Source organism: Ideonella sp. (assembly GCF_041287625.1).
In the GTDB taxonomy this organism is placed as follows: Bacteria; Pseudomonadota; Gammaproteobacteria; order Burkholderiales; family Burkholderiaceae_C; genus Ideonella.
On sequence record NZ_JBGGNH010000014.1, the window covers coordinates 18,433 to 42,890 of the forward strand.

18 protein-coding genes and 1 pseudogene are annotated in these 24,458 nt (G+C 70.1%); 4 read left to right on the forward strand and 15 right to left on the reverse strand.

Annotated features, from left to right (window positions below; genetic code table 11):
• Position 1: 1 nt before the first annotated feature.
• Genes ACAH41_RS04130 through ACAH41_RS04140 form a run of 3 tightly spaced genes read right to left on the reverse strand, consistent with a single transcriptional unit; the run spans position 2 to position 2,810 of the window.
• Positions 2–691 carry a DUF4194 domain-containing protein gene (locus tag ACAH41_RS04130; protein WP_325652456.1) on the reverse strand — a complete coding sequence of 230 codons (690 nt, stop codon included), beginning with the start codon at positions 689–691 and terminating at the stop codon, positions 2–4.
• A complete protein-coding gene (locus tag ACAH41_RS04135) occupies positions 688–2,202 on the reverse strand; it encodes a Wadjet anti-phage system protein JetA family protein (RefSeq protein ID WP_325652458.1) in 1,515 nt (504 codons plus the stop codon). Before ACAH41_RS04135 ends, ACAH41_RS04130 begins: the two co-directional genes overlap by 4 nt.
• A gap of 26 nt (positions 2,203–2,228) precedes the next feature.
• Positions 2,229–2,810: a rhodanese-like domain-containing protein gene (locus ACAH41_RS04140; RefSeq protein WP_325652459.1), complete on the reverse strand. Its 582-nt coding sequence runs from the start codon at positions 2,808–2,810 to the stop codon at positions 2,229–2,231.
• A 395-nt stretch (positions 2,811–3,205) separates the two neighbouring features.
• Here ACAH41_RS04140 and pepF point away from each other — a divergent pair, with 395 nt between their 5' ends.
• Positions 3,206–5,128, forward strand: a complete 1,923-nt coding sequence (gene pepF / locus ACAH41_RS04145; RefSeq protein WP_325652461.1) for an oligoendopeptidase F — start codon at positions 3,206–3,208, stop codon at positions 5,126–5,128.
• Between the two features lie 6 nt (positions 5,129–5,134).
• Here pepF and ACAH41_RS04150 read toward each other — a convergent pair whose 3' ends face one another.
• From ACAH41_RS04150 to ACAH41_RS04165, 4 genes are all read right to left on the reverse strand, one after another.
• Positions 5,135–6,364 carry a type II toxin-antitoxin system HipA family toxin gene (locus ACAH41_RS04150; RefSeq protein WP_325652464.1) on the reverse strand — a complete coding sequence of 410 codons (1,230 nt, stop codon included), beginning with the start codon at positions 6,362–6,364 and terminating at the stop codon, positions 5,135–5,137.
• The gene (locus ACAH41_RS04155; protein WP_325652466.1) at positions 6,354–6,641 is read right to left on the reverse strand and encodes a helix-turn-helix domain-containing protein; all 288 of its coding nucleotides are present in this window, start codon (positions 6,639–6,641) and stop codon (positions 6,354–6,356) included. The genes ACAH41_RS04150 and ACAH41_RS04155 overlap by 11 nt, the downstream gene beginning before the upstream one ends.
• Positions 6,642–6,887: 246 nt before the next feature.
• The gene (locus tag ACAH41_RS04160; protein ID WP_325652468.1) at positions 6,888–7,796 is read right to left on the reverse strand and encodes a DUF2145 domain-containing protein; all 909 of its coding nucleotides are present in this window, start codon (positions 7,794–7,796) and stop codon (positions 6,888–6,890) included.
• A 12-nt stretch (positions 7,797–7,808) separates the two neighbouring features.
• Entirely contained in the window at positions 7,809–8,267 is a 459-nt protein-coding gene (locus ACAH41_RS04165) for a hypothetical protein (RefSeq protein ID WP_325652470.1), read from the reverse strand.
• A 154-nt stretch (positions 8,268–8,421) separates the two neighbouring features.
• Here ACAH41_RS04165 and ACAH41_RS04170 point away from each other — a divergent pair, with 154 nt between their 5' ends.
• Positions 8,422–9,723: a DUF6445 family protein gene (locus ACAH41_RS04170; RefSeq protein WP_325652471.1), complete on the forward strand. Its 1,302-nt coding sequence runs from the start codon at positions 8,422–8,424 to the stop codon at positions 9,721–9,723.
• Positions 9,724–9,732: 9 nt separating this feature from the next.
• Here the strand turns inward: ACAH41_RS04170 and ACAH41_RS04175 are convergent, their stop codons facing one another.
• The 7 genes from ACAH41_RS04175 to ACAH41_RS04205 form a co-directional block, all read right to left on the reverse strand.
• Positions 9,733–12,351: a winged helix-turn-helix domain-containing protein gene (locus tag ACAH41_RS04175; protein ID WP_370538193.1), complete on the reverse strand. Its 2,619-nt coding sequence runs from the start codon at positions 12,349–12,351 to the stop codon at positions 9,733–9,735.
• Positions 12,352–12,510: 159 nt separating this feature from the next.
• Positions 12,511–12,669 carry a hypothetical protein gene (locus tag ACAH41_RS04180; RefSeq protein WP_325652475.1) on the reverse strand — a complete coding sequence of 53 codons (159 nt, stop codon included), beginning with the start codon at positions 12,667–12,669 and terminating at the stop codon, positions 12,511–12,513.
• Positions 12,670–12,854: 185 nt separating this feature from the next.
• Entirely contained in the window at positions 12,855–13,883 is a 1,029-nt protein-coding gene (locus ACAH41_RS04185; RefSeq protein WP_325652477.1) for a hypothetical protein, read from the reverse strand.
• Between the two features lie 63 nt (positions 13,884–13,946).
• Positions 13,947–14,105: a hypothetical protein gene (locus ACAH41_RS04190; RefSeq protein ID WP_325652479.1), complete on the reverse strand. Its 159-nt coding sequence runs from the start codon at positions 14,103–14,105 to the stop codon at positions 13,947–13,949.
• 163 nt (positions 14,106–14,268) lie between these two features.
• Complete coding sequence (locus ACAH41_RS04195; protein WP_325652481.1) at positions 14,269–16,863, reverse strand: winged helix-turn-helix domain-containing protein; 2,595 nt, start codon at positions 16,861–16,863, stop codon at positions 14,269–14,271.
• A gap of 245 nt (positions 16,864–17,108) precedes the next feature.
• The gene (locus ACAH41_RS04200; protein WP_325652482.1) at positions 17,109–18,917 is read right to left on the reverse strand and encodes an amidase; all 1,809 of its coding nucleotides are present in this window, start codon (positions 18,915–18,917) and stop codon (positions 17,109–17,111) included.
• Positions 18,918–18,978: 61 nt separating this feature from the next.
• A complete protein-coding gene (locus tag ACAH41_RS04205) occupies positions 18,979–20,418 on the reverse strand; it encodes a peptide MFS transporter (RefSeq protein ID WP_325652484.1) in 1,440 nt (479 codons plus the stop codon).
• 152 nt (positions 20,419–20,570) lie between these two features.
• Between ACAH41_RS04205 and ACAH41_RS04210 the strand changes: the two are divergent.
• Positions 20,571–21,311: pseudogene (locus ACAH41_RS04210) on the forward strand (YoaK family protein); the annotation flags it as partial.
• A 27-nt stretch (positions 21,312–21,338) separates the two neighbouring features.
• Here ACAH41_RS04210 and ACAH41_RS04215 read toward each other — a convergent pair.
• Entirely contained in the window at positions 21,339–22,451 is a 1,113-nt protein-coding gene (locus ACAH41_RS04215; protein WP_325652486.1) for a beta-eliminating lyase-related protein, read from the reverse strand.
• A 134-nt stretch (positions 22,452–22,585) separates the two neighbouring features.
• Here ACAH41_RS04215 and ACAH41_RS04220 point away from each other — a divergent pair, with 134 nt between their 5' ends.
• Positions 22,586–24,445, forward strand: a complete 1,860-nt coding sequence (locus ACAH41_RS04220) for an NERD domain-containing protein/DEAD/DEAH box helicase (RefSeq protein WP_325652488.1) — start codon at positions 22,586–22,588, stop codon at positions 24,443–24,445.
• Positions 24,446–24,458: the final 13 nt, after the last annotated feature.

Genomic DNA, 24,458 nt, shown 5'->3' on the forward strand with positions numbered 1-24,458 from the left:
CTCAGACCTCCTTGGGGGTGTCTGCCGGCACGCCTGTGGCCGCACCCCGGCGCTCGTCGGCCAGACGCAGCACATCGTTCAAGGCTTCGTCGCTGACAAAAGACATCACCGGCCGCAGCACGCTGAACAGCGTCTCCATGCCGCCCAGGCCATCCGCATCCTTGAAGCGGACCAGCCTGTGCTTGCGCAACTCGCGCAGCAGGTTGGCGCGCTCGCCCTGGGCCGAGGGCAGGGTCACGCCCAGCAGCGAGACCAGGGCCTGCGAGAGCTCCTCCACGCTCAGCGCCAGCTCCTGGTTGACCAGCTCGCGCTTGCCGGTGAGGGCCTCGGTGTAGAGAAAGCGCAGTGCCAGGGCCGCGGCCACCAGGTCGCGCGAGAGCTTGGCCCGCAGGCGCTTCACGCCGTCTTCATCGTCCCCGTCATCGCCCGGCGGGTAGAGCCGAAACAGGTTGGCGTCCACGTCGTGCACCAGCACAAAGCCCAGCACGTCGAACCACTCACGCAGCAGGTCTTCCACCGCGCTGGCGTCGTCATACAGCGCCTGTTCGGGCCGCGAATACTCGCGCCACACGATGCCGCTGGCCAGCAGCCGGGCGCAGATCTCGCTGAAACGGCGGCGCGAGACGCTGCCCGTGCCTTGTGCGGCCAGGCGGGCTTCCAGGTAGGGCAGCAGGGGCAGGTGTTCGGTCATCGGCGTGGGGTCGGCGGAGCTTCTGGCGGCGGGTCTTCGCGCTGGGCGACGGGCCGCAATTCATAGTCATCGGCAGAGAAATAGGCGGTCTCAAAACGGTGGCCCAGGCGGGTCGCCTGGTAGCGCGCCTGGGCACCGCCGGCGCGCACCGCGCCCACCACATGCAAGGCGGTGAGCACGCCCTCGGCATCGTCGGGCGCCAGCTCGGACAGGCGCAGCGGCGCACCGGCAGCCCGCGCGTCCAGCCGGGCCAGCAAGTGCGCCTCGCTGATCACGAACGCCTCGGCCTCGGCGCGACGCATCGCGGCCTCTACGCGGCTGTCGGCGCGCAGTTGCCAGGTGGGCTCGTCGCCTTCGGTGAGCTGGCGCTCGCGCTGGGTCCAGCGCACACCGGCCAGCGGCAGCCGGATCTCGGCCGTGGCAAGGCGCTGGCTCAGCAGGTCGAGGAACTCGGCCTTGCTGGCCTCGTCGCCTTCCTTCAGGCATGCCAGGCTGCGGCCCATGGCCGACTCCGCGCCATAGTCCAAAGACAAGGCTTGGCGCAGCAGGCTGGTGAAGCGGCGCACGTAGTTGTGCATCTCGCTGCGCAGCATGGGCAGCTTGACGTCGCAGGCGGCGTCAATCATTTGCTCAATGCGCTGGCACAGCCACAGGCTGGCGCTGCGGCCCTGCAGCTCGGGCACCAGCCGGCTGGCGCGCTGGGCCAGGGCGCCATCCAGCACCGTGCGGGCTTCGGCCGGGAAGGCGCGGATCTGCTCGAGCAAGTCCACGATCTGGGTGCGGTGGCGGTCCACCGAATCGGCCACCAGCCGCACCGACATTTCCTGGGCGAAGCGCCGCTCCAAAAAGTCATTGAATTCGCCCCAGGCCACTTTCTGCGTCAGCGCCTCGCGGGTCAGGCTTTGCATCAGGCTGCGGAAGTATTCGATGTCGTCCTGCATGTCCTGCACCACGCGGGTGGCGTAGTCGTGCGCGTCCAGCAGTTCGTCCTCGTCGCGCCCGTCCAGAAACGCCAGCAGGGACTTCTTGGCCGAGCGCATGTTGCGCTGGCGGGTCTTGCTGCGCGAGTTGTCCAGGTCGGCAAACACCTCGGCAAAGGCCTTGCCGGCCCGGGTGAGCTTGAGCGTGGGCCGTAGGTCGATGGGATCCTTGTAGTCCTCCAGCCAGCCGTACTCCTTCAAGGCCCGCAGCATCTCCAGCGCACAGGTGCGCTCGGCCTCCGCGTCCACCGGCCCGTCTTGCTGCAGCGACGCCGGGCGGTATGCGGGCTGGGCCAGCACTCGCAGAATCACCTCCAGCACCACCTCCCGCGTGAGCGACTCTGCATAGTCGGCCTGCGGCCCGTGCACCCGCTCGTGCAGGCTGCGCAAACTGGCCGCACAAGCCTCCCGGTCTTGCCAGGTCAGGGGCCGGAAAAAGTGCTCGCGCGCCCCGTCGAAGAAAGTCACCACCGCTGTCACACCGACCCCGCTCTGTTCGCCCCACACATCTGCGCGGGCGTGTGCGCGCATGTTAGGGGTCGGGCAGGATCTGGACCTCAGCGCGTATACGCCTGCCCCTCCGTCACCTTGTACGACCACGGCAGATCCGCGTTCTTCCAGCCGTTCACATCCCGTCGGCCAGTCGGCCCCATGTCGCCCTCGAAGCCGTCCACCACCGAATACACTTTGGTGTAACCGGCTTCCTGCAGCAGGTTGGCGGCGCGGGAGGAGCGGTCGCCGGAGCGGCAGATGAGGATCACGGCGTCGGTCTTGCTGTCGTTCATGCGGGCGGCGAGCGCGGCCACGGCGCTGACGAAGTCGGAGTTGGGCGACATTGCGTAGCGGTTGTTCTTTTTGTCCCAGCTGACCGGGTCGTCCAGCTCCATGTACGGAATGTTCTGGTCGGTGACTGACGGCGTGCCGAGGAACTGGAATTCGCCCTTGGTGCGGATGTCGATGAACAGCACGTGCGCGCCGCCATCGGTCTTCATCTTGTAGGCCTCGGGCGCGGAGAGGTAGAGGCCGAGCTTGCTCTGCTTGGCTTCAGGCAGCTTGCTGACGTCCACCGGCTGGTAGGTGCCCGCGAAGGCGGCGACCACGGACAGGGCCGCGGCCAGGCAAAGGATCGCTTTTTTCATGTGCTTTCTTCCCAGGCTCCGACGGATCGAAGCATCCTTTTCGTTGATGTTCGCGGCGCGGAGCGCCTTGGCGCCTGGCCGCAGGTGAGAGAAGCCATCCGCGCCGGCTGGCCACGCGTGAGCGCGGCCCAAGAGAGGTCCCGACGAAGCCTCTCCGCCCGTACTGCTGGGCGCAAGCAGGATGTGCAGCGACGATAGCGCCCGGGCCCAAGGTGAGCGAGCGCCCCGGTTTGACAGTGGGCCGGTCGCAACAGCTGGGGCAAGTCCGGAGCGCCCTGGCTGCTCACCTCATCTGCCTGACACATCGGTCCTTGCTTGACGCCAGCCTCTGCGCCCGGCGAGACTGCCGCCTTCATTCCCCAGCCGCGCGTCTTCACGAGGGACGCCGCCACTTCATGCCCCGTCGTACCCCCCTGCTGCGCACCCTCTGCGCCACCGCCGCCGTCCTGGCGCTGTCCGCCGCCGCCTTCCAGAGCCTTGCTGCCGAAGGCGACAAGCCCGCCACGCGGGTGCGCAGCGAGATCCCCGCCGAATACCGCTGGGACTTCAGCGCCATCTATGCGAACTGGGCGGCCTGGGACGCCGACATGCAGCGCATGGAAGCCTTGATGGCGGACTTCGGCAAGCTGCAAGGCAGCTTGAAAAAGGGCCCGGCAGCCTTGCTGAAGGCCTACCAGACGATGGACGAGATCGGCAAGCTGCAGACCAAGCTGTATGCCTACCCGCAGCTCCAGAAAGACGCCGACGGGCGGGACCAGGAAGTGGCCGGCCGCTTCCAGCGCGCGCTGGCGGTATTCGCCAGGTTCGAGGCGGCTGCGGCTTGGTTCCAGCCGGAGCTGCTGACGCTGCCGGAGGCCAAAGTGAAGGGCTGGCTGGCCGCCACGCCAGCGCTGAAGCCCTATGCCTTCGGCATCACCGACAGCTTCCGCAAGCAGGCGCATGTGCTGGACGCCAAGGGCGAGCAGCTGCTCTCGCTGGCCGGCCCGGTGGGCCGCGCCAGCATGAACGCCTATGACGAGCTGAGCACGTCAGACATCAAGTTCCCGACCATCACCACCAGCGACGGCCAGAGCGTGCTGCTGAGCCCGGGCAACTACCAGGGCCTGCTGGCCAAGAACCCCAACCAGGCCGACCGGGCCAAGGCTGCCGCGGCGCACGTGGGCACCTACGGCGCGCAGGCCAACACCTATGCCGCGATCTATGCGGGCATCCTGCAGCGCGACTGGTTCAACGCCCAGGCCCGCAAGTTCCCCACCACGCTGGACGCGGCACTGAGCGACAACAACGTGCCGCGCAGCGTGGTCGAGACGCTGGTGGCCACCACCCGCGCCGGCACCGCGCCGCTGCAGCGCTACGCCAAGCTGCGCAAGCAGCTGATGGGCCTGAGCGACTACCACTTGTACGACAGCTCGCGCCCGCTGTTCGCCAGCAACGAAAGCTACCCGTACAAGAAGGCGCTGGGCCTGGTGCTGGAGTCGGTTGCGCCGCTGGGCGAGGACTATGTGCAGCGCTACAGGAAGTTCATGACCGGTGGCCGCATCGACGTCTATGAAAACGAAGGCAAGCGCAGCGGTGCCTACAGCGCCGGCGTCTACGGCGTGGGCCCGTTCCAGCTGCTGAACTACAACGACACGATGGACGCGGCCTTCGTGCTGGCCCACGAAGGCGGCCACGCGATGCACACCGTGCTGGCCTACGAGACCCAGCCCTACAGCACCGCCGAATACACCATCTTCGTCGCCGAGGTGGCCTCCACCACCAACGAGCGCTTCCTGCTCGAAACCCTGCTGAAGAAAACCACCGACCCCAAGGAGCGTTTCCTGCTGCTGCAGCATGCGGTGGACAGCATCATCGGCACCTTCTACACCCAGGTGCTGTTCGCCGACTTCGAGCTGCAGGCGCACCAATTGGTCGAAAAGGGCGAGCCGGTCACCACCGAGGTGCTGAACAAGCTCTACGCCGGCCTGCTGAAGACCTACTACGGCGACGCCGTGACGGTGGACGACTTCTACCAGTGGACCTGGGCCCGCATCCCGCACTTCTTCCACTCGCCGTACTACGTCTACCAGTACGCCACCTGCTTCGCCTCCTCGGCCCAGCTGTTCAAAGGCATGACAACCGGCAGCGAAGAGTCCAAGAAGGCCGCCACCGCCCGCTACCTGGCCATGCTCAAGGCAGGCGGCAGCGACCACCCGATGGCCGAACTGAAGCAAGCCGGCGTGGACCTGACCCAGCGCGCCACGGTGCAGGCCGTGGTCGACCAGCTGGACGCGCTGGTCTCGCAGATGGAAGTGGAAGCGGCGAAGATTCCGCGCTGAGCGGGGTCAGCGCGCATAAGCCATGCCGCTTTCCCAGGTGGCGGCCATCTGGCCCAGCAGCCCCGGCGGCACACGCGTGTCACCGCGGGCCTGGTCCAGCACCTCGGCCATCGCGGCCGCGATGCGCTGCAGCACCTGCGCCGGCTGGCTCACCTCGCACACCTTGCGGCCGAAGGTGAGCAGCTCCTCGGTCGTCGGATAGGCCTTGCCGTGGTGCCGCCCTGCAAAGAGCTTCAGCGCCAGCGTGCGGTCCTCCAGCTCGGGGCCGCCCTCGTAGCGGGTGTAGCGGTAGATGGCGGTGGTCACCACGTCGAACATCGGCGCCAGCCAGGCCTCTTGCGATGATCGATAGAGCACGCCGAAGTTTTTCAGGTGCCCATCGCCATTGCGCACCATCACCGTGAAGGCGACCTGCTCGAAGAAGCGGTGCAGGTTCTCGCGCGGCAGCTGCAGCTGCTTCAGCAGCTCGGCCACGCGCTGGTAGCTGCCCTGGTACTTGCGGTCCGACAGCACGTCGCGCACCCGCAGCCCGGCCAATGCGGCGATGTCCTCGAAACCCAGGCGCTCGATCCGCCGGTCGGGCCGGGCCACCAGGTCGAACCGGTCCAGCACCAGCATCTGGCCATCGTCCGACAGCTCGAAAGTGGGCGTGGCAATGCCCGCATGCTGCGCGGCTTTCAAGCACAGGTATTCATTGGCAGCGAGACCTGGATATGACGGGCTGGCTGCCTTGACGATCAAGGACGGCACCGGCACCGTGGGCCGCTCGGGCACCATGATCTTGGGCTGCATGCCGGCAATGCCCGCGCCGGTGCTGAGATAGGCGCGCACCAGCTCGTCGAACACCTCGGGCGTGTAGGCCGTCTTCAGCAGCGTGGCACGGTCCAAGGCCGGCGCGGGCGGCGCTGGGTCGGCGTCCGGCAAGCTGAAACCCAGCCGGCCAATGCCGTTGGCACCGACCAGCGCAAGCAAACGCATCGGCGTCATCGGCTGCTTCGGGAACAATGCCCGCAGCCGCATGAACAGATCGCCCTCGGGCAGGTTCTGGTCCATCACCGCGAACAGGTCGCCGTCCTGCCAAGTGGCCTGCTGGCTGGCCGGCATCAGCAACGCCATGGCGGGCTGGTCCGGCCGCGGGTCCAGGTAGCGGTATTCGTAGACCGAGCGCTTGATCAGCTGGCCCGCCGCATGGCCATCAATGGCCACCGCCAGCTCGCGGACTTTCTCAGGCAGCATCGCCACTGCCTTCGTCATCCCCGTCGTCGTTGAAGCGTGCCGCCACCTCCTGCAAGGACGGCATGCCGGCCTTCTCGACTCGCAGCCCCAGCCCCAGCGCCGAGAGCACCGCCAGCAGCGAAGAGACCGTCACGTCCTCGCCGTCTTCCAGGCGATAGATGACCTCGCGCACCTTGCCGGCGCGCCGGGCCAGGTCCTTCTTGGTCAAGCCGGCGGCTTCGCGCCTGGCCTTGAGCAGCCGGCCCAGCTCGTCCGGCAGGCGGATGGTGTCAGTCATGGCTGGCATATTGGCACTAAATTACTCGGTTTGCACGCCATGACTGACACTGTACTGCTCAATCCGGCGTCTCGCCGCCCGAATCCTGCGCCGCTACCGTCGCAGCGCAAATAAATGAGGTCAGAGTCAATTTATCCAGGAGATGACGGCCGCACCACCCAAGGTATCGCGAGATAAATTGACTCTGACCCCATTTATTTGAACCACGGTCGGGACTGGGCAACCCAAGCCCGTCTGAATCCTGGCTCAATCGAGCGCCAGCACCTCGTCGCCCTCGCCGGGCTCGCAGCCCGCGCCCAGCGGCAACCAGCCGCGATGCACCACCACGCGCGTGCCCGCATGGCAAAGCTCCACCCGCTGGACCTGCGGCGCGTTGTCGCGCACCAGGCTTTCGATGGACGCCGGCATGCTGACCCGGTAGCGCCGGCTGGCGGCTTCGTCGGCCGGGTGGTCGTCGTCGTGCACAAACGGGATGAAGGGTTTGACCAGTGCCAGCCAGGGGGCGCTGGCGTCCATCAGCGTGGGCGCGTAGCCGTGGTCGGACAGCCAGGCCTGGGCGCGTTCGCGCGGCTGCTCGGGCTGCAGCGCCACCGGGCCCCAGGCGGCGGCCAGCAGCTCGGCGACCCACTGGTTGCAGTTCTGGTAGCGGGTGCTGAAGGGGAAGGCGTTGGCGCTGTAGTCGGCGCCGAGCAGGCGCAGCGCCTCGGCGTTGCTCAGCGCCAGGCGCGCAAGCGCATCGGCCTGTTCGGGCGTGGGCAGCAGCAGCGAGACGTAGCCTTCATCGGGCTTGTCGGTGCCGGAGATGAAGCCGGCCACGCCCTGGTCGAACAGGCGCGGCAGCTTCTCGTCGCAGGCGTAGTACAGCTGGCGCACGGACCACGGCCCATTGGCGCTGTCGGCCAACGCCACGCCGGTGTGCGAATAGCGCTGGCCGAAGCGGTCCAGGTTCTGGCCGGAGCGGGCGATGATGGCCGCGCTGGTGCCGGACTGCTGCAGCACCTGCCGCACCACCGCGGCGAAGCGGAACATGCGGTCCTGCTGGGCGCTGTTCAGGACTGCCGGCAGGTCGCAGAACTGCAGCGAGCTTGCGCTGGCCGTGCCCGCCAGCAGGATCAGGCACGCGCCAAGCAGCGCGCCCCAGGAGCCGCGCTTCAAAGCGTCAAAGCGTCAAAGCGTGACCGGACGGCTCGGCAGCTCGTTCAGCCAGGCGTCCTGGACGACCAGGAAAAACGCCTCGTTGCTGGCGGCCACCGCGAACTGCGTGCCATAGGGCCGCGGCGTGGCGGTGATGACGTCGCCCGAACCCAGGTTGGCGCGGGCCAGCGTCAGCTGCGGCAGTTCCAGCGTCAGCGTTTCACCGTCACGGTCCAGCGACTTCAGCGCCAGTTGCACACGCCCCGGCTGGCCGGCCACCGCCAGCACCTGCTGGATCTCGTAGTGGCCATTGGCGGCCTGGCGGTCGTTGGACGAGGAGTTGCTCGAACCGCGGAAAGAGTCGGACACGCTGCCCACCGAGTCGGACGCCGCAGACGACGCGGAGGACGTGAAGCTGCCCGCGTGCGCCGGCATCAGGGCGACCAGGGTGGCGGCCGACAGCGCGGCAAGGGTTCGGGCAAACGTCGTCATGCGGGTCTCCGGGAAGAAGGCCGCAAGCATAGCGGTTCCAGGTGAACGCTTGACCACGCACAGCACGCGCTGGTGACCGTCCGTGACAATCGGGCGTCCCGTCTTGCACCGCTCCGGTCCCGCCGCCATGCTGCCCTTCCGCCCCCCGCGCCCCGTGCCCAAGCCAGCCCGCCCCGCGGTGGACGTCGAACGCCTGCTGGCCCAGGGCCGCGAGCTGCATGCGCAAGGCCGGCTGAAGGACGCGTTTTCGCGCTACCAGGCCGTGCTGGCGGCCGAGCCGGCGAACGACCAAGCGCTGCACCTGGCAGGCGTTTGCTACCTGGGCCTGGGCATGGCCGACATCGGCATGGCCTTCCTGCGCGACGCGATTACCAAGCGGCCGGACGCCGCAGACTACCGCGTCAACCTGGCCTCGGCACTCTCCCGCCAAGGCCAGCTGGCCGACGCCGCGGCCGAGCTTGCGCAAGCCTGCACGCTGCGCCCGGCCGACGCCGAAGCCCGTGCCGAACTCGCCGGCCTGCAGCAGGCGCTGGGCCGAGCCACCGAGGCGGAGGCCAGCTACCTGCTGGCAATCAACACCGGCCCGGCGCGCGCCGAATGGCACGAAGCGCTGGCCCGTCTGCAGTACCAGCGCTGGGCGGCAACCGAAGCACTGGCCAGCGCCGAAAGCGCCTACGCGCTTTCAGACACCGCACGCCAGCGCCTCACGCTGGGCTTTGTGCAACCCGACACCGCCACGCCGCGCCCACCTGCCGCCGGCCTGCTGCGTGCCACCTCGGCGCTGGATTTCGCGGCGCTGGAGGCCGCCGCCGCGGAGCGCGACCTGCTGGTCGTCGACGATTTCCTGCCCGACCCGCTGGCCTTCCGCGCCCAGGCACTGGCGCTGTGCGAGCAGGCCGCCACCTACCAGCAGGGTGCTAACTTCCCCGGCGTGCAGACGCCGCCTCAGCCCTGCATGGCCGCGATGCAACGCATTGCCGACTGGCTGGGCCAGCCGCTGAAATGGGACTCGCCGGACACCGGCGCCTTGCGCGCCAGCCTGGCTTCGGACGCCGCACGCGCCGATGTGCACGTCGACAGCCCCACCCAGCCGCACATCTACGGCGGTGTGCTCTACCTCAGCCTGCCCGAGCACTGCCAGGGCGGCACCAGCTTCTACCGCCACCGCGCCACCGGCTGGGCCGGCCGGCCGGACGCCGCCACGCTGAAGGCCAGCGGCTACGGCTCGTTCCTGGACTTCCAGAAGCGCCACCTGCCGCCCAACCGCAAGCAGAGCTTTGCCGACTGGGAACGCCAGCGCGACGCGACCTGGGAACAGCTGTTCGAGATCCCGATGCGCTTCAACCGCCTCATCGTCTTCCGCAGCGACTTCTTCCACGCGATCAGCGGCTTGTTCGGCGACTCGCTCGCCAACGGCCGGCTGGTGCAGCTGTTCCACTTCGAAGGGCAGCGCTGAAGCGACGCCTCAGGCTCGGGCCTCACTGAAGGCCAGCGCCGCCACCTGCTCGTCGGCCAGCGCCTGACCTTGCTGGCGCAGCTGCTGGAACACCGCCTCGCCCAGCGCGGCGCCGGCCAGCGCAGTGGTCCGGCGCACCGAGTCGATCTCGCTGGCGTGGCGAATCTGCGCTTCACGGGCCACCGCCGCGTCCGCATAGCCCAGCACGCGCGCCGCCAGCTCGGGGCGGCCTTCCATCGCCAGCAGCAGCGAGAGGTGATCCGCGTAGGACGGATACCACTCGAAGCGCAGCGACACCGGCCAGCCGCTCTCCAGCAGCGCGCGCGCCTCGGCGCAACGCGCCAGCCGCAGCAGCGCCGCGGCCAGGTTCATCTGCACCATCATCGTGAAGCGGTGCGAGTCACGCAGGCCCTGCAGGCTGTCGAGCAAGCCCTGGGCGGTGCGCACGGCGGCTTCGGCGTCGCCCGTGGTCAGCTCGCCGTCCACCAGGTTGAACAGCACCATCGTCGCATTGCCACCGGCGGCCTGCACCAGCGCCAGGTGCTCGCGCAGCAGACGCAAGCCCTGGGCCACGGCCGCGCCGCCCTGCACAAGGCCCATGAGGCCCAGCGGTTCACTGCGCCACAGGCGGCGGTGCGGCGGCCAGGCCGGGTCTTCCAGCGCCGCCAGCTCGACCAGCATCTCCGGCGGCACCGCCTCGGCCGACAGGACCAGCGTGCGGCGCAGCACGCAATGCGACAGCGCGGCATACAGCAGCCAGCGGTCGGGCTGCTGGGCTTGGGCGCGGCGCGCCGTGGCCAGCGCCAGCTCGGCCTCGGCCACGTCGTGGTAGCCGCGGCGGCCGATCATCAGCAGGCAGCGGGCCTGCAGCGCCAGCGCCTCGTCGCTGCCAAGCCGGGCCAGCCAGCCCTGGCAGCGCGCCGCCATTGCCAGCCGCTCGGACTCCACCCCCACCGACATCGTCAGCAGCCAGGTGCTGGCGATCTGCAAGGCGCGGCGCGCGTCGCCGGCGGCGTCCAGCCAGGCCAGCGCGTCGTGCGCGTTGCCGGCGTCCTGCAGCAGCTGGCGCTCCCAGGCCAGCAGGCCCAGCTCGCCGCTGTGGCTGCGCGCCCATTCGGCTTCGAAGTGTGCGGCCACGGCTTCGGCATGCCGCTGCTTCAGCGCCGCGGCCTCGCCGGCCACTTGCAGCTGTTCCAGCGCATAGGCGCGCGGCGAATCCAGCAGCCGGTAGCGCGGCAGGTCGGACATGTCGTGCTGGGCTTCGGCCAGCGCCACCAGCGAGCGGTCCACCAGCTCGCTCAGGGCGTCTACCACGCCCCATTCGTCCAGCCCGGCGGCTTCGGCTTGCGGGCCGGTCTCGGCCACCACGGCTTGCGCCAGTTCCAGCGAGAAGCTGCCGTTGAACACCGCCAGGCGGCGGAACACCACCGCCTCGCGCGGGGCCAGCAGGCCGTGGCTCCAGGCCAGCGCGGCGCGCAGCGTCTGCTGGCGCGGCGGGGCGCTGCGGTTGCGGCTGGCGGTGAGCAGGCGCAGGCGGTCCTGCATGGCGCTGGCCAGGCGCTGCACGCTGAGCGTGGGCGCGCGCGCGGCGGCCAGCTCGATGGCCAGCGCCTGGCCGTCCAGCGCGCGGCAGATGTCGATCACGTCGGCGGCGTTGGCGTCGGTCAGCGCGAAACGGGCGTCGGCATTCGCCGCGCGCTCGGCGAACAGCGCCACCGCGCTGAAACCCAGCGCCTGCGCGGCTGGCAGCGGCCCTTGCGGGACGGCCAGCGGACCGATGCGGTAGACGCGTTCCAGCGGCAGCTTCAGCGGTGCCTGGCTGGTCACCACCAGCTTCAGGCCGGGCGCGGCATGCACCAGTGCCTGGCAGACCTCGGCCACGGCGGCAAGCAGGTGCTCGGCGTTGTCCAGCGCGATCAGCAGCGACAGCGGCGCCAGCGCGGCGGCCAGCGCGGCCAGCGGCTCCCCCGGGCCGGGCTGCAGGACGGCGGCCTGGGCGATGGCGCCGGGCAGCGCCGCGGCGTCGTCCAGCGTGGCCAGCTCGACCCAGCAGACGCCGTGCGCGTAAGCCTCGCTGTGGCGGGCCAGCAGGTGCTGGGCCAGCAGCGTCTTGCCCATGCCGCCGGCGCCGACGATGCTGACCAGCTCGTGCTGGTCCAGCATCGCGCCGAGCGCGGCCAGGTCTTCGGTGCGGCCGCGCAGCGTCTGCAGCACGCGCGGCAGGTTGGTCGGCAGCGCCTTGGGCTGGACCCCGGCCGGCACCGCCTCGGGCGACGGCGGGGCCGCGACGGCAGCGGCGGGCGCGTCGGCCGGCGCGGTGAAGCGGTAGCCGCGGCCGGGGATCGTGGTCACCACGTCGCCGCCCAGCAGCTTGCGCAGCGCATTGACCTGCACCGCGATGTTGTTCTCTTCGACCACCAGACCGGGCCAGACCAGCTCCAGCAGCTCGTGCTTGCTGACCACCCGCTCGCGCCGCTCGGCCAGCGCCAGCAGCAGGTCGAAGGCGCGCGTGCCGAGCTCGGCCGGCTGGCCGGCCTTCAGCAGCTGGCGCTCGGCCGGGCGGATCTCGAAGCTGGCAAAGCGCAGCGGCGCGCCGGACGGCGAAGAATCAGGGGGCGTAGGCGACATCGTCACAGCGACCGGCTCATCCGAAAGACGGGGTGTCCCTCATCGACGGCGTGCGGCATTCTGCCGGGCCGGCGTGACGCCTGGGTCCGCAAAGCCAAGAATGGCGCGCAGCAGTGGGCAGATTCACGCACCGCAGGCACGTTTTCCTCGATCCGCCGCTCAAGCAATGTGAGCCGCCGCCGTACCAGCGGCCTGCAGGCCTGGCTGCACCGCAGCATGCTCGTGGCCGGCGATGCCCAGCACGCTGGTCAGCAGCACGAATGTGACGGCCAGCGAAGCGACGGCGGAGAACAGGCGGGTGGTGGCTTGGGTGTTCATGATGGATTCCTGCGGGACAGTGGGGTGGGCGGGTGGCAAGCGTTTCGCGGTCGCTTTCAACATGGCCTCACTGTCGCCGCCAGGGCCGGCGTGCGTCCTTCAGCGGCCTGAAGCACGCTGAAACCGGCGCTTAAGCGTTTTGAAGCGGCGTGCTTTAAGAGCGTCCCCAGACCTGCCGCTTCGCGTCAGGCCCCCCGAGGGGGTTGCAGCGCCAGCGCGATGCTGCGCAGCGCATCGGGCAGCCGGTACTGCGGCGGCTCGTCGGGCACGGTGTCCCGCGTCAGCATCGCGCGGCGGGCCAGCGCGGCCAGCACTGCGGGCAGGTTCGGCACGTCGGCCAGCGCCGCATGCGTGAGGCCAAAGGGGCCCGTCAACCCGGCCAGGCGGCGGAATACCGCGGCCTGCTGCGGCGGCAGCAGTGCATGGCCCATGTCGAAGATCGCGCGCAGCGTCTGCTGGCGCGCCGCGGGCGCGATGCGGTTGCGCGTGGCGATCAGCAGGCGCAGCCGCTGCTGCAGCCAGGCGGCCAGCTCGGCCACGCTGTGCTCCGGCAGGCAGGCGGCGGCCAGTTCCAGCGCCAGCACCTGGCAGTCCAGCGCGCGGCACAGCGCAATCACGTCCGCGACGTTGGCGTCGGTCAGGCTGAAGCGGGGGTCCGCCTGCGCGGCGCGCTCGGCAAACAGCGCCACCGCGGCAAAACCCAGCGCTCGCGCCGCCGGCACCGGCCCTTGCGGCGCCGCCAGTGGGCCGAGGCGGTACAGGCGCTCCAGCGGCAGCACCAGCGGGGCCTGGCTGGTGACGACGATGCGCAGCCCCGGCGCGGCGGCCACCAGCGCCTGGCAGGCGCGCGCGCTGGCGTCCAGCCGGTGCTCGGCACCGTCGAGCGCGATCAGCATCGACAAGGGCGCCAGCGCGGCGCAGAGCTGCGCCAGCGGGTCGGCCGCAGACAACCGAAGTCCAACCGCGCCGGCGATGGCCTGCACCACGTCGCCCTGTGCGGCCAGCGTGATCCAGCATGCACCATCGGCATGGCGTGGCGCGAGTTCGGCGAGCAAATGCTGGGCAAGCAGTGTCTTGCCCATGCCGCCAGCGGCGACCACGCTGACCAGCGCATGCTGGTCCAGCAGCGCCGTGAGCGCGGCCAGGTCCTCGCTGCGGCCATGCAGCGGCTTCAGCGCCTGTGGCAGGCACAGGGCCGCGGGGCTGTCAGCCATGCACCGCGGGCCGCCAGCAGCAACAGCCACCGGCCTCGGCAGGGACTTCCACGACGGGACGGCTCAGGCGAGCTGGGCCGCGGCAGGCGCCCGGGCCAGCAGGCCGGCCGCGGCCGCCTGTTCGTGCGACGCCAGGCCCAACATGCTGCTGAGCAGCGTGAAGGTCATGGCCAGCGACGCGACGGCAGAGAACAGGCGGGGGGTGTTGCGGTGGGCGTTCATGTGGGGCTCCAGGGGCGGTTCGGTGGGTCGGTCAGTCCGGTGAAACCCATCGATCTCGACGCGTTTCAGCATGGACTCGACTGTCGCCCGCCGGGGCCCTCGCCGTCCTTCAGCGGCCTGAAGCCTGGCCTTAAGCTTTCTTAAACGCGCGCCGTGGCCGCACTCAGATGCCCGCCAGCGCCGCGGCCTGTTCGTCGCCCAGGCCCCGGCCTTCGTCGCGCAGGCGCTGGCACTGCACTTCACCCAGCGCGGCCAACGCCAGTGCCATCGCGCATTCGATGGCATCGCTCTCGTTGCCCTGGCGGAACTGGTCCTCGCGGCTCACGGCGGCGTCGGCATAGCCCACCAGCTGCGCCGCCGACTCGAAGCGGCCTTCCAGCGCCAGCAGCAGCGCAAGATGATCGGCATAGGAGGGGTACCACGTCAGGCGCAACGCAGAGGGCCAGCCCAGCGCCAGCAACTCCCGCGCCTCGGCCAGCCGGCCCGAACGCAGCAGCGCCACCGCGTGGTTCATGCGCACGGCCATCAACAGGTAGTCGTCGCGCGAACCTTGCACGTCGGCCAGCAAGGCTTCGCCCAGCTGCAGCGCCGCCTCGGTGTCACCGGCCAGCAGTTCGGCGTCGACCAGGTTGGAGCGCAGCAGCAAGGTGTCGGCCCCGGCCTCGTCCTGCAGCCGCCACTGCTGCCGCAGCAAGGCCCTGAACGCCAGGCGCTGCGGCATGACGTCGCGCGGAACGCCCTGGAAGATGCGCCGCGCGGCCGGCCAGCGGGGGTCTTCCAGCGTGCGCAGCTCGGCCAGCAGCTCGGGCGTCACGGTGCCCGCTTCGTCGTCGGCCACCATCCGCCGCGCCAGCAGGTTGCCCAGCGCGGCATACAGCAACCAGCGGGTGGCTTCGCTGCCCACCTCGGCGGCCAGGCGGCGCGCCAGCGCCAGGGCCTGCCCGGACTTCGCCAGCACGTCGCGGCTGCTCAGCAGACCGGCGGCCCGCGACAAGGTGAACCAGCCCTGCACCTGCAGCGCCAGATCGTCGACCTGCGGCAGCAGCGTCTCGCAGCTGGCCGCCAGCGCCTGCCGCTCGGCATGGCGCATGTTGGGCAGGGCCAGCAGCCAGCTGATGCCGACCTGCAGCGCGCGCCGCGCGTCGCCGGCCTGCAGCAGCCAGGCCATGGCGTCCTGCGCATTGCCGCTGTCCTGCAGCAGCTGGCGCGCCCAGGCCTGCAGGCCCAGCTCGCCGCTGAAGGCCCGGTCCCACTCCTGCGCAAAGCGTTCGGCCAGCGCAAACGCGTGGCGCTGGCGCAAGGTATCGAACTCGGCGGCGGCCTGCAGCCGCTCGCGCGCATAGACCTGGGGCGAGTCCAGCAGCCGGTAGCGCGGCAGGCCCTGGCCATCGTCGCGCTCGTCGTCCACCATGGCCACCAGCGAGCGCTCGACGAGTTCGCCCAGCGCTTCCACCACGTCCCACTGGTCCAGGCCCACGCCCGCTTCGTCCGCCGCCACCTGCTGCGCCAGCTCCAGCGAGAAGCTGCCATGGAACACCGCCAGGCGGCGGAACACCATCTGCTCGCGCGGCGCCAGCAGGCCATGGCTCCAGGCCAGCGCGGCCTGCAGGGTCTGCTGGCGCGGCGGCGCGGCGCGGTTGCGGCCACCGGTGAGCAGGCGCAGCCGGTCCTGCATGGCGCTGGCCAGTCGCTGCACGCCCAGCGTGGACGCGCGCGCGGCGGCCAGCTCGATGGCCAGGGCCTGGCCGTCCAGCGCGCGGCAGAGTTCGATCACCGCTGCGACGTTGGCGTCGCTCAGCTGGAAGCGGGCATCCGCCGTGGCGGCACGCTCGGCGAACAGCGCCACCGCGCTGAACTCCAGCGCCTGGGCCGCCGGCAGCGGGCCTTGCGGCACGGCCAGCGGGCCGATGCGGTAGACCCGCTCCAGCGGCAGCTTCAGCGGCGCCTGGCTGGTGACCAGCAGCCTGAGCCCGGGGGCCACGTCCGCCAGCGCCTGGCAGACCCGGGCCACCTCGTCCAGCAGGTGCTCGGCGTTGTCCAGCGCGATCAGCAGTTGCAGCGGCGCCAGGCCGGCCGCCAGTGAGGCCAGCGGCTCGCCCGCGCCAAGCCGCAGGCCGGCGGCGTGGGCGATGGCGCCCGGCAGCGCGCTGCCCTCGGCCAGGGTGGCCAGCTCGACCCAGCAGACGCCATGCACATAGGCCTCGCGCCGGCCGGCCAGCAGGTGCTGGGCCAGCAGCGTCTTGCCCATGCCGCCGGCGCCGATGATGCTGACCAGCTCGTGCTGGTCCAGCAGCGCCCCCAGGGCCGCCAGGTCCTCGGTGCGGCCACGCAGCGCCTGCAGCACACGCGGCAGGTTGGTGGGCAGGCGGGCGGGCGCGGGGGTTGATGGCTCGACCACCGCTGTGGCAGCCTCGGCAGGCCGTGAGGGAGTGGCGGATTCTTCCAGCGGCGCGGCAGTGAAGCGGTAGCCACGGCCCGGGATGGTGGCCACCACCTCCGGCCCCAGCAGCTTGCGCACGGCATTGACCTGCACCGCGATGTTGTTCTCTTCGACCACCAGGCCGGGCCACACCAGTTCCAGCAGCTCGTTCTTGCTGACCACGCGTTCGCGCCGCTCGGCCAGCGCCAGCAGCAGGTCGAAGGCGCGTGCGCCCAGCTCGGCCGGCTGGCCGTCCTTCAGCAACAGGCGCTCTGCGGGCCGGATCTCGAAGCGGGTGAAGCTCAGCGGTGCGGTGGTGGAAGCAGGCAGGACGGACATGGGGCGGGAAGGTGGGCGTGGCGCTCACCCGAAGGGTCGATGCACGCCGCGCTGGCGGCTCGCCGCATTGTGCCGGCTGGCCGGCGGCAGGGCCTCTGCAATCGCGATGACAAATTCAGGCCGGCGGCCGGTTTTACACGCTGGCAAAGCACCGGCTTGACCCTGTGTCCCAGTTCCCGCCGGTCCGCTCCAAGTTTCCTGGTCCCCCAACAGGGCCGGGCTGGGTGCAGCCCGGCCCTGGGAGCTCAATCGAAACCCGCCGGCCGTTGCGCGGCCACCCCCGCCGCCCGCTCCAGCGCCATGCCCACCTCGGCCAGCCGGCCTTCCTCGAACAGCCGGCCGATCAAGGTGACGCCATGCGGCACGCGGCGCGGCGGGTTGAACTTGGGCAAGGGGCGCGCCGGGTCCGGCGCCCAGTCGCTGCGCGCTTCGCTGACTTCGGCGAAGCCGGTGCGCAGCGTCAGCGACGGGTGGCCGGTGTGGTTGGAGATGGTCAGCATCTCCTCGCGCAGCGAAGGCACCAGCAGCACGTCCACCTCGGCGAACAGCCGCGCCATTTCCTGCGCCACCATGCGGCGCAACCGGTCCGCCTGCACAAAGTCCACGGCCGAGAGGAAGCGTGACTGACGGAAGATGTTGGGCCAGGCGTCCGGCAACTGCACTTTCAGCTGGTTGATGCGGTGGCTCAGCGTCAGCTCCTCGAAGGCGGCAGCGCCTTCGGCGAACAGGATGGTGTTGAGCGCGGCATACGGCCAGTCCGGCAGCGTGACGGGCACGACCTGCAAGCCCAGGGACTGCAGCGTGGCCAGTGCCTTGCGGTCCACGTCGATGGCCGGCGGCTCGTCCAGCCACTTGGCGATGTAGCCGAGTTTCACGCCCTTGACCGGTGCGGCGGCCGAGAAGTCCAGCTTCGCCGGCACGCTGGCCACGTCGCCCGGGTCCGGCGCCGAGATGGCCTGCAGCACCAGCATCGCGTCTTCCACCGTGCGCGTCATCGGGCCCAGCTTGTCCAGCGACCAGCACAGCGTCATCGCGCCGGTGCGCGGCACGCGGCCATAGGTCGGGCGCAGCCCCGTCACGCCGCAGCGCATGCTGGGGCTGACGATGCTGCCGCCGGTTTCGCTGCCGATGGCAAAGGCCACGAGGCCGGCGGCCATCGCCGCGCCCGGGCCGGCGCTGGAGCCGGACGCGCCTTCTTCCAGCAGCCACGGGTTCATCGTCTGGCCGCCGAACCAGATGTCGTTGAGCGCCAGCGCGCCCAGGCTGAGCTTGGCCAGCAGCACCGCACCGGCGGCATAGAGGTGGCGCACCACGGCCGAATCCTGCACGGGCACGCGGTCCTTGAAGGGCTCCGCCCCCCAGGTGGTGGCAATGCCGGCGGTGTCCAGCAGGTCCTTCACACCAAACGGGATGCCGTGCAGCGGGCCGCGGTAATGACCGGCGGCGATCTCGCGGTCGGCCGCCTTGGCCTGCGCCAGCGCGTGCTCGGCCGTCAGCGTGATGACGGCGCGCACCTTGGGGTCCAGCCGCTGGATGCGCGCGAGGTAGATGCGCGTCAGCCGCTCGGCGCTGAGCTGCTTGTGCTCGATCCAGCGCGAGAGCTGGGTGACGGGCGCAAACGCGATGTCGGCCTCGCTGGCGGGCAGCGGCGCAGCGCCAGCCTTCGAGCGCACGAAGCGGTCGTGCTCGGAACCGGCGGGCCGCGCGCCTGCGCGGATGTGCGCCGGCTGCCAGCGCGAGGCTGGCGCCACGCTGTCGGGAATGGCCAGCGTGTTTGGGCCGGCGCGGCGTTCCATCATCGCCGGCATGGTGCTGCGCCAGCTGCTCGCCGCCATCTCGCGCTCGGCGTCACTGAGCGTCACGCGCATCAGCTTCCCGGCCTCGGCGAAGGTCGTCGCCGAGACCTCGGGGCCGACCGGCAGCGCGGTGCCGAAGGCCGGCGGCGCGCCCGGCGGCGGTGCCTCGGCGGGCGCAGGCTCGGCGGCTTGCCCGCCGGCAGCGGCGCCCAGCACGCCGGCAGGTGCCTGGATCAGGAAGTGGCGGCGTGAGGTCATCGGGGCACTGCGGTTGATGAGGCAAAAATCATGCGGCGGCGCATCGTGCTGCTGGGCCCGCTCAGGCCTTGGCGGCAGCTGCGTCTTCTTCGGGCAACAACAGCTTGCCGAAGAAGAAACGCAGCGCCAGCAGCAGCACGCCGGCCGAGGCCACCAGCGCGGCGTGCAGGGCCCAGAAGTCGCGGCCGGGCATGACTTCCAGCAGGCCGGCCAGCCAGCCGACGAAGGTGTTGCCCAGGAACAGGTGCAGGTAGTAGACGCCGATCATCAGGCCCTCGAAGCGGCGTGGCGCCGTGCGCGAATACAGCGCCAGGCCGACCGGCAGGATGTTGGCGAAGCCCAGGTCGTTGACAAAGGTGTAGCCCAGCGTCCAGACCAGGCTGACCTTCTCGCCGGTGCCTTCGATCAGCATGGCCGCCACCGCAATCAAGGCCGGGCCGCCCGCCGCCAGCAGCGAGCCCAGCGCCATCTTGACCAGCTCGTCCGGCTCGCGGCGGCGCGTGGCCCACCAGCGCCAGAAGGCGATGGACAGCACCATGGTCGCGGTGCTGATGATGGCGTCCACCGCCTGCAGCCAGGTGACCGGGATCTGCCAGCCGAACAGCAGCAGGTCCATGTGATCCTGCGACCACAGCGGGAAGGCATTGTTGTATTGCTGGTTGCCGACGATGGACAGCATCAGCACCGGGATCATCACGACCAGCAACACCAGCCTGGCCTTTTCGGCCGACGCCATGGGCGTGCGCGGCGCGGTGGCTGCCACCTGCTTGTCGCCCTTCAAGTCCTCCGGCGGCAGCCAGCGGCGACCGGCCAGGTAGACGAACAGGCCGATCACCATGCCCACGCCGGCGGCGCCAAAGCCCCAGTGCCAGGCGACCTTCTCGCCCAGCGTGCCGCAGACCAGCGGCGCCAGGATCACCGCGACCTGCACCGCCAGCATGAAGATCTGGAACGCGCTGGCGCGGCGCTTGTCCTGCGGCGCGTAGAGCGAGCCGACCTGCGCTGCGATGTTGCCCTTGAAGCAGCCCACGCCCAGCAGCAGGCAGGCCAGCGCCAGCAGGAAGCTGGCCTCGAAGGCCATCAGGAAATGGCCCAGCGCCATCAGCGTGGCGCCGATGACGATGGTGCGCGTGCGGCCCAGCCAGCGGTCGGCCACCAGCCCGCCGAAGATCGGCGTCAGGTAGACCAGCCCGGCATACAGCCCGAACACCACCGAGGCCAGCTGCTGCGTGCTGCGTGGCCCGGTCACGCCTTCGATGGCCGCGCGCAGCGCGTCGATGCCGGCCACCTGGCCGATGTGCTCGGGCAGGAACAGGTAGTTGCTGAGGTAGATCACCAGCAGTGCCTGCATGCCGTAATAGGAGAAACGCTCCCACAGCTCGCAGAAGGCCAGCCAGCCCAGGCCGGCCGGGTGGCCGAAGAAGGCCCGGTCCGCGCGGCTGCGCGGGTCGGAGGAATTCGTCGCGGCCGGATCGGCGGCGGAGGGCGCAAGAGTGGTCACAAGCTGCAGAGGTGGAGCGGCGTCGCCGCGACTGTTCCCCAAAAGCAGGGACCGCGCCAGGGCAATCGCCCGAATCAGGCCCATCAACGCTCAGCCGGACTTTGCAGGCACACTCTGCAAAGGCACCGAAGCCGCAGCACCGCTCCCAAGCCATGCCCCTGAACTACGCCCGCCGTCTGACCGGCCGCACGCGCACGGCGCAGGCCAACCGCCACCTAGGCTACACGCTGGCCTTTGTGGCCGGGGCGACCAACGCCGGCGGCTTCCTGGCGGTGCACCAGTACACCTCGCACATGACGGGCATCGTCTCGGCCATGGCCGACAACTTGGTGCTGGGCGTCAGCGACGTGGTGCTGTCGGGCCTGGGCGGGCTGGTCAGCTTCGTGCTGGGCGCGATGGCCTCGGCGGTGCTGGTCAACCATGCGCGGCGGCGCCAGCTGTTCGCCGAATACGCCTGGCCGCTGCTGCTGGAGGCCGGGCTGCTGCTGTGCTTTGGCCTGGCCGGCGCGCAGCTCGAAGGGCTGCGCGGGCTGTTCGTGCCGGGCACGGTGATGCTGCTGTGTTTCATCATGGGCCTGCAGAACGCGGTGATGTCCAAGATCACGCATTCGGAGATCCGCACCACCCACATCACCGGCACCATCACCGACATCGGCATCGAGCTGGGCAAGCTGGTCTACTGGAACGACAGCCGCAGCAGCGCGCCGCCGGTGCGGGCCAACAGCGAGCGGCTGCGCATGCTGCTTGCGCTGGCCGCCAGCTTCTTCCTTGGCGGGCTGCTGGGCGCCTGGGGCTTCAAGGGCTTTGGTTACCTGTGCACCGTGCCACTCGCGCTGGTGCTGGTGGTGATGGCCTGCGTGCCCGCGCTGGACGACCTGCGCGAGCGTTGGCGGGCGCCGTCCTGAACGCGAGGCCCGCCTTCACGCCGGCAACCGCCGCGCATCGGCCAGCAGCCGCCCATACAGCGGCGCCAGCACCGCGTCGTCCAGCGCCAGCAGGCGGTCGCCGAGGTACAGCTCGCTGAGGCTCCAGCCAGGCACCTCGGCGGCACGCACGTTGTCCAACAGCCAGTGGCCGGTCTCGGCGCCCAGCGCGTCACGGGCGGCCATCACCGCGTCCATCGGTGCGTCCACGTAGAGGTGGAACATGTTGGTGTGCGGCACGCCCGGGTTCACGCGCAGGCCGGGCACGGCGTTCAGCATTTCGGCGAAGGCCACGGTGCGGGCGTAGAGGGCGGGCATCAACGCGAGGCGTTCGTCGAAGCGCATCGCGGCCGAGACCACCATCGGGCTCAGGTGATGCAGCGTGCCGCCAAAACGGCGCCGCCACAGCCGGGCCTGGGCGACAAAGTCCTCGCTGCCGGCCAGCACCGCGCCGGCCACGCCGCCAATGCCTTTGTAGACGGAGACGTAGACCGAGTCGAACAGCGCCGCCACCTCGGCATGCGGCCGGCCATAAAAGGCCACGCTTTCCCACAGCCGCGCGCCGTCCATTTGCAGCGCGATGCCTCTTTCGCGCGCCGCAGCAGACAGTTCGGTCAGCTCGTCCCAGCTTGGCAACTGCCCGCCGGCCTCGCGGATCGGCAGCTCCACCAGCAAGCAGGCCAGCGGCTGCTTGCAAGCCGCCAGGTCACCCGCCACCAACGGCCGCAGCGCATGGCCCAGTACCACGCCGTGGCATTGCAACAAGGCCTCGAAGGCCTGCTCCTCGTGCTGCGCCAGGTGCGAAGTCGCATGCAGGCCAAAACGCGGCAGCCGCGCCTGCTCGGTCCAGACGCGCACCGCCGCCAGCTGCGCCATCACCCCGCTGGGCATGAACACCGCCGCCGGTTTGCCCAGCAAGCCTGCCACCTTGGCCTCGAAATCCTCGACCACCGCACCCTCGCCATACATGTCGTGCTCGACCTGCTGCGCCTCGCACCAGGCCGCCATCGCGGCAAACTCCTCGGCGGGCGTCAGCGTCGTGAAGCCGGTGACGATGTGCGGGCATTGCCGGCGCAGGGCTCGGCGTTCGGCGGGGGTGAGGAGGGGCATGTGAACTCCTTTGGCTTTGGCGAGCAGGCGCGTGCCGGGTAGGCGCTGACTTGCACTAGGATTCTGACTGACCGTCTCCGCGCCTCGTCCGCGCTTCACTCCGACACAAGGCGCGAAGTCTTGCGCGAGCTTCGATGGCCATCTTTCCTCAAGGACTCAGCAACGTCGACAGCCGCTGCAACACTGGTGAACGCAGGGTGCTGAACCAGCTCAAGCGCTGTCTGGACGACGACTACCTGGTCTGGCACAACGTGCCGGTCGGCCCGAAGGCGCGCCAGCCGGACTTCGTGATCCTCAGCCCGCGCCAGGGCGTGCTGCTGCTGGAGGTGAAGGACTGGAAAAAGGCCACGCTGGCCGAGGCGACGCGCGACGCGGTAACGCTGAACACGCCGCGCGGGCGCGTGACCGAAGCCAACCCTCTTCGCCAGGCACGCGACTACGCGATGGAACTGGTCAACGTGATGCAGCACGACCCGCTGCTCACGCATGGCGCGGGTTCGTTCCGCGGCAAGCTGATCTTCCCGTATGGCTGGGGCGTGGTCTTCTCCGGGCTGCAGGCCGGCGATGTGGCTGGCAGCGACTTCGCCGAACTGTTCGCGCCACACACCACGCTGCTGCGCGACGACCTGGCCGACACGCTGGACGCCGGCGACTTCCAGAAGCGGTTGTGGGGCATGTTCACCGTCAGCTACCCGCACACGCTGACGCTGCCGCAGCGTGACCGCATCCGCTGGCACCTGTTCCCCGAGCTGCGCATGTCGACCCAGGGCGCGTTGGCTCTGGACGACGTGCCCGCGCCGCAGCTGCCGGACCTGCTGCAGGTGATGGACCTGCAGCAGGAGCAGATCGCGCGCACGCTGGGCGAAGGCCACCGGGTGATCCACGGCGCGGCGGGATCGGGCAAGACCATGATCCTGATCTACCGCGCGCAGCACCTGGCTGCCGCCGCGCGGCCAGACCAGCCAGTGCTGGTGCTGTGTTTCAACCGCACCTTGGCCGACCGCATTGGCGCGCAGCTGCGCGAGCGCGGCGTGGACGAACGAGTCCAGGTGCGCACCTTCCACCACTGGTGCAAGGATGTGGTCGACAGCTACCAGTTGCACGTACCGCCGGCGCCCGACAAGGATGCGCAGTTCCGGCAGCTGGTGGACGTGGTGGACCGATCGCTGCAGACCGGCTTCGTGCCCGGCGGCCAGTACACCGCCTTGCTGGTGGACGAGGCGCACGACTTCGAAGACGCCTGGCTGCGCATGGCCACCAGGCTGGTGAACCCGGCCACCAACAGCCTGCTGGTGCTGTACGACGACGCGCAATCGATCTACCAGAAGAAGCGTCGCAAGTTCAATTTCGCGAACGTCGAGATCGAGGCACGCGGCCGTACCAGCGTGCTCAAGATGAACTACCGCAACACCGCCGAAGTCCTGGCGCTGGCGGTGCATTGCGCGCACAGCCTGCTCGAAGGCGCAGGCGAATCGCGCGGCGAAGACGAGATCCCGCTGGTGGCCCCGGCCAGCGCCGGCCGTCGCGGCAGCTTGCCGGTGTTCATCAACGCCAGGGACGAGCGGGAGGAGGCGGAGCTGCTGGCCGAGCGCATTGCCCAGGCCCATGCCGAAGGCACGGCGCTGCAGGACATGGCTGTCCTGTGTCGGGCCAAATATCTGATGCGGCCCATCGAGCAGGCGCTGACCAGGCGCAAGCTGCCGCTGCAGTCGATGAATGCCCAGGCCTTCCGGCGCTTTGATTGGAGCCGGCCTTCGGTCAAGCTGCTGACACTGCACAGCGCCAAAGGCCTCGAGTTCCCGCACGTGTTCGTGGCCGGGCTGCAGGCCATGCCGATGAAGCCCGAAACCCTGGAAGACGCGGCGCGCCTGCTCTACGTGGGCATGACCCGGGCCACGCATGAGTTGGTGCTCTCGGCCCACGGCGGCTCGGCCATCACCGCGCGGGTGCAGGACTCCCTGCGCGAGATCGGCCAGCGCTTTGCCGGCGCCTGACGGCAGCAGCGGC

What these genes read in the sequence shown, in the direction of transcription:
- ACAH41_RS04130 (WP_325652456.1), bottom strand. Translation starts at nt 691, where the DNA reads ATGACCGAACACCTGCCCCTGCTGCCCTACCTGGAAGCCCGCCTGGCC.
- pepF (WP_325652461.1), top strand. Translation starts at nt 3,206, where the DNA reads ATGCCCCGTCGTACCCCCCTGCTGCGCACCCTCTGCGCCACCGCCGCC.
- ACAH41_RS04220 (WP_325652488.1), top strand. Translation starts at nt 22,586, where the DNA reads ATGGCCATCTTTCCTCAAGGACTCAGCAACGTCGACAGCCGCTGCAAC.
- ACAH41_RS04190 (WP_325652479.1), bottom strand. Translation starts at nt 14,105, where the DNA reads ATGAACGCCCACCGCAACACCCCCCGCCTGTTCTCTGCCGTCGCGTCG.
- ACAH41_RS04155 (WP_325652466.1), bottom strand. Translation starts at nt 6,641, where the DNA reads ATGACTGACACCATCCGCCTGCCGGACGAGCTGGGCCGGCTGCTCAAG.
- ACAH41_RS04200 (WP_325652482.1), bottom strand. Translation starts at nt 18,917, where the DNA reads ATGACCTCACGCCGCCACTTCCTGATCCAGGCACCTGCCGGCGTGCTG.
- ACAH41_RS04135 (WP_325652458.1), bottom strand. Translation starts at nt 2,202, where the DNA reads ATGCGCGCACACGCCCGCGCAGATGTGTGGGGCGAACAGAGCGGGGTC.
- ACAH41_RS04215 (WP_325652486.1), bottom strand. Translation starts at nt 22,451, where the DNA reads ATGCCCCTCCTCACCCCCGCCGAACGCCGAGCCCTGCGCCGGCAATGC.
- ACAH41_RS04185 (WP_325652477.1), bottom strand. Translation starts at nt 13,883, where the DNA reads ATGGCTGACAGCCCCGCGGCCCTGTGCCTGCCACAGGCGCTGAAGCCG.
- ACAH41_RS04175 (WP_370538193.1), bottom strand. Translation starts at nt 12,351, where the DNA reads ATGTCGCCTACGCCCCCTGATTCTTCGCCGTCCGGCGCGCCGCTGCGC.
- ACAH41_RS04150 (WP_325652464.1), bottom strand. Translation starts at nt 6,364, where the DNA reads ATGCTGCCTGAGAAAGTCCGCGAGCTGGCGGTGGCCATTGATGGCCAT.
- ACAH41_RS04195 (WP_325652481.1), bottom strand. Translation starts at nt 16,863, where the DNA reads ATGTCCGTCCTGCCTGCTTCCACCACCGCACCGCTGAGCTTCACCCGC.
- ACAH41_RS04180 (WP_325652475.1), bottom strand. Translation starts at nt 12,669, where the DNA reads ATGAACACCCAAGCCACCACCCGCCTGTTCTCCGCCGTCGCTTCGCTG.
- ACAH41_RS04140 (WP_325652459.1), bottom strand. Translation starts at nt 2,810, where the DNA reads ATGAAAAAAGCGATCCTTTGCCTGGCCGCGGCCCTGTCCGTGGTCGCC.
- ACAH41_RS04165 (WP_325652470.1), bottom strand. Translation starts at nt 8,267, where the DNA reads ATGACGACGTTTGCCCGAACCCTTGCCGCGCTGTCGGCCGCCACCCTG.